The organism is Nocardiopsis sp. NPDC055824 (assembly GCF_053616335.1).
Genome location: NZ_JBSHDN010000347.1, coordinates 1 through 3,765 on the forward strand (window position 1 = coordinate 1; position 3,765 = coordinate 3,765).

Annotated in this window: 3 protein-coding genes and 1 pseudogene; 2 read left to right on the forward strand and 2 right to left on the reverse strand. The window is 76.6% G+C overall.

The window, feature by feature from the left end; all coding sequences use genetic code 11:
* Positions 1 to 132, forward strand: a pseudogene (locus ACWGL3_RS31530) (IS5/IS1182 family transposase); the annotation flags it as partial.
* 49 nt (positions 133 to 181) lie between these two features.
* On the opposite strand, the gene hemQ reads toward ACWGL3_RS31530, so the two are convergent.
* On the reverse strand, positions 182 to 892 hold the full coding sequence (gene hemQ, locus ACWGL3_RS31535; protein ID WP_267949185.1) for a hydrogen peroxide-dependent heme synthase: 711 nt from the start codon (positions 890 to 892) through the stop codon (positions 182 to 184).
* A complete protein-coding gene (hemG, locus tag ACWGL3_RS31540; RefSeq protein ID WP_346660248.1) occupies positions 889 to 2,535 on the reverse strand; it encodes a protoporphyrinogen oxidase in 1,647 nt (548 codons plus the stop codon). The genes hemQ and hemG overlap by 4 nt, the downstream gene beginning before the upstream one ends.
* A 110-nt stretch (positions 2,536 to 2,645) precedes the next feature.
* Here hemG and ACWGL3_RS31545 point away from each other — a divergent pair, with 110 nt between their 5' ends.
* Positions 2,646 to 3,752, forward strand: a complete 1,107-nt coding sequence (locus tag ACWGL3_RS31545) for a DUF4349 domain-containing protein (RefSeq protein ID WP_452462139.1) — start codon at positions 2,646 to 2,648, stop codon at positions 3,750 to 3,752.
* Positions 3,753 to 3,765: the final 13 nt, after the last annotated feature.

The following is a 3,765-nucleotide window of genomic DNA, read 5'->3' on the forward strand; positions in this document are numbered from 1 at the left end:
GTGCGCCCGCAAAAAGGGGTGGGGCAAGGGGACGACGAATGTGATCACCCCCTCGGACGTCCCCGAGGCGGACTGACCACCAAAATCCATCGCGCCTGCGACGGCCGGGGCCCGGCCGCCGGCAGGCCACTCCGCCCGTGTCGCGCGGAGTGGGCGTCACCGGCCCCTCCGCCCGGTGGACCTAGGGCAGGGCGTCGACCAGTTCCGCGACGCCCTTGCGGCGGCCGGTGTAGAACGGCAGCTCCTCGCGGGTGTGCAGGCGCGCCTTGGCGCCGCGCAGGTGGCGCATCAGGTCCACGATGCGGTACAGCTCGTCGGCCTCGAAGGCGAGCAGCCACTCGTAGTCGTTGAGGCCGAACGAGGACACCGTGTTGGCGCGCACGTCCGGGTAGGGGGCGGCCATGCGACCGTGCTCGGCGAGCATCGCGCGGCGCTCGTCGTCCGGCAGCAGGTACCACTCGTAGGAGCGCACGAACGGGTAGACGCAGATGTTGTCGCGCGGCTCCTCCCCGGCGAGGAAGGCCGGGACGTGGCCCCGGTTGAACTCGGCCGGGCGGTGGAGGCCCATGACCGACCACACGGGGCTCGAGGCGCGGCCGACCTCCGTGCGGCGGAACGCCGTGTAGACCTCCTGGAGCTGCTCGGGGGTGTCCGCCACCCACCAGAACATGATGTCGGCGTCGGCCCGGAAGCCCTGCACGTCGTAGGCGCCCCGGGTGGTCACGCCGCTCTCGGCCGCCTTGTCCAGGAGCGTGCGCAGCTCGTCGGCGGCCGCGCCCCGGTCGACGCCGTCGAGGCGGTCGACCTTGAAGACCGACCACATGGTGTAGCGGATGAGCTTGTTGAGGTCGGTGCCGTCCTGGCCGACGGCTTCGTTCTGCTGGCCCGTCACGGGTTGACTCCTTGCTGGTTCGTTCCGGCGGCGTGTCCGCCGCCGCTGCGGCCGTGGGTCGAGAGTGCGCCGACCAGGCGTTCGGCCTGCCGGTCGGCGTCAGCGATGCAGGCGGGGATGCCGACGCCTCCGTAGACCGCGCCGCACACCCCCAGCCCCGGGACGCGGTGCACGTCGGCGCGGAGGCGCTCGACGAGGTCGGCGTGGCCGACGGAGTACTGGGGCAGCCCGCCGTTCCACCGGGTGACCCGGCTGTCCACGGGACGGCCGGCCATGCCGGTGACCCGTGCGAGGTCCGCGCGCGCCGCCGCCTCCAGTTCCCCGTCGGAGCGCTCCAGCACGGCGTCGTCGCCGAACCGGCCGATCGAGCAGCGCACGGCCACCAGGTCCTCGCCGGGGTTGGCCTCGGCCAGCGCCTCGGCGAGCCAGGGCCACTTGTTGCTGGAGAACGTGGCGGCCTTGACGGTGAGCCCCTCCCCCGCCGGGACCAGGAACCCGGTCCCGGTCAGGGGCCGCGGGAAGGCGGCGGCGGGCAGGACGAGCGTCACGAGCGCCATGCTGGCGTACCGCACCCCGCCCAGGTCGCGTGCGGCCCCGGGCGCGTGCCCGGTGAGCAGGCGGGAGGCCTCCGGGGCGGGGCACGCCAGGAGGACGGCGTCGCAGGCGACCGGCTCGCCGCCGTCCAGGTGCACCCTCCAGCCCTCGGGGAGGCGTTCGAGGGAGGCGGCGCGGGTCCCGGTCCTCAGGTCCGCGGCGTGGCGCTCGGCGAGCGCGGCGACGAGCTCCGCGACGCCTCCGCGCAGGGAGGCGAACACCGGTCCCGGCCTGGTGGGCGCGGCGCCCCGGCCCCGGAGGCTGGTGTGCACCGCCCTCATCAGGGAGCGGTCGCCGCGCGCCATCGGCGCGATCTGGGGCAGGGTCGAGTCCAGGGAGAGGAGGTCGGCGCGGCCCGCGTACACACCGCCCAGGAGGGGTTCGACGAGGCGGTCGACGACCTCGGGGCCCATGCGGGCGCCGACGTAGGCGGCGACGGACACGTCGCCGCGGACGGGCGTGCGCGGCCGGACCAGGTCGAGCCCGGCACGCACGGTGCCCGGCCACGACAGCACGCCGCTGCGGGCGAGGGCGCGCAGGTCCCCCGGCACCCCCATGAGCTGGCCCCGGGGCAGGGGGCGCACGCGGCCCCGGCTGTAGACGGCGGCGGCGCCCGGCCCGGGGTGCACGACCCGGTCCTCCAGCCCGAGCTCCGAGAACAGGTCGACGGCCTCGGGGCGGCGGGCGAGGACCGCCTCGGCGCCCGCGTCCATGGGCACCCCCGCCACCGGGGACGCGCGCAGCTTCCCCCCGGGGCGGTCGGCGGACTCGACCACCGTGACGGCGGCGCCGAGACCACGGAGGCGGTGCGCGGCGGTGAGTCCGGAGACCCCTCCGCCGACCACGACGACGTGCGGTGCTTCAGGCATGTCACCAGCTTCCCAGATGTCGCGGGTCACAGTGATCCGCCATACCTCCTGGCACCCGGTGGCCTCGGTCCCCCTCCGGCGCCGGGGAGCGGGCCACGGGGGCCGGGACGGTGCGGCGGCGGGGGCGCCCCCTTCCGGCGGCGAGGCGCGGAGCGCTCCGGCGCCCCTCCTCCCACGGATTCCGGCCGGGCCCCGCCGTACCCCCCGGTCCCGCCCGTCCCGGCGGCCCTGTTGCGGGGTCGTTACCGAAGGCCCGCAACCGGGCGCGGAGCCGGGCGCGTCGAACGTTCATGGCTACTTCAGCGGTCCCCCCGGCGCGGCGTGTCGCCGGGGCAGCGTTCTCCGTGGGCCTCGCGGCCCTGCTCCTCACGGCCTGCGGGGCCGGTGGGCTCAGCAGCTCCGGCAGCTCCGGCAGCTTCGCGGGCGGGGGCTCCGAGGGGGGTCCCGCCGCGGCCGGGGAGCGCGCCGTGGGCGCCGACGACGGGGGCGGGGGCGTCGAGCAGGAGGACGCCCCCTCCTCCTCGGTCGGAGCCGACGTCGAGGTCGGCGAGCGCGACCTCGTCCACACCGCGGACCTGACCGTCCGGGTGGACGACGTGTCGGAGGCCTCCGAGCTCGCCAAGGAGCTCACGATCGGGGCGGGCGGCTACATCGCCTCGGAGAGCCTCTCCACGCCCGCCGGCGGCACCCCCGAGGGCAACCTGACCCTGCGCGTGCCCAACGACGGCTACGAGGGGGCCCTGGAGGCCCTGGGCGAGCTGGGCGACCGCTCCAACCTGGAGCGGTCCGTGGAGGACGTCACCGAGGAGGTGGCGGACGTCGAGAGCCGCATCGCGTCCTCCGAGGCCTCGCTGGAGACGCTGCGCGGCTACCTGGAGGAGGCCCGTGACGTCGACGACCTGCTGCGGGTGGAGAGCGAGATCCAGACGCGGCAGTCGGAGCTGGAGGCCTTCCAGGCGCGCCTGGAGACACTGACGAACCAGACCGCGTACTCGACGGTGCACCTGCGGCTGACCCCGCCGGAGACCTACCTGGAGGAGCCGTCGGAGGAGGGCATCGGCTTCCTCGGCGGCCTGGAGCGCGGTTGGCGCGCGCTGGTGGCCCTCGGAGGGGGCGTCGCCGTGGTCGCGGGCTGGCTGCTGCCGTTCCTGGTCGCGGCCGCGGTGCTCGGCGCCGGGCCGCTGTGGTGGTACCGCTCGCGCCGGCGCGGCGCGGCCCCCGGGCGCAAGGCCTCGGGCGGGCGCCGCGGGACCGAGGCCGCGCGGAGCGGCGCCGCCGCACCGCGCAAGCCCGGCGGCGGGAGCGCCGCGGCGGCAGCGTCCCCTGCGCCGTCCGGGACCGCCGACGGCGAGGACCCCGGGGAGGGGACCGGCGCGAAGGACGGCAGCGGCGGCTGACCGCGCGCGGCGG

Excerpts from the sequence above, each read along its gene's own strand:
- ACWGL3_RS31545 (WP_452462139.1), top strand. The coding sequence starts at position 2,646 with ATGGCTACTTCAGCGGTCCCCCCGGCGCGGCGTGTCGCCGGGGCAGCG.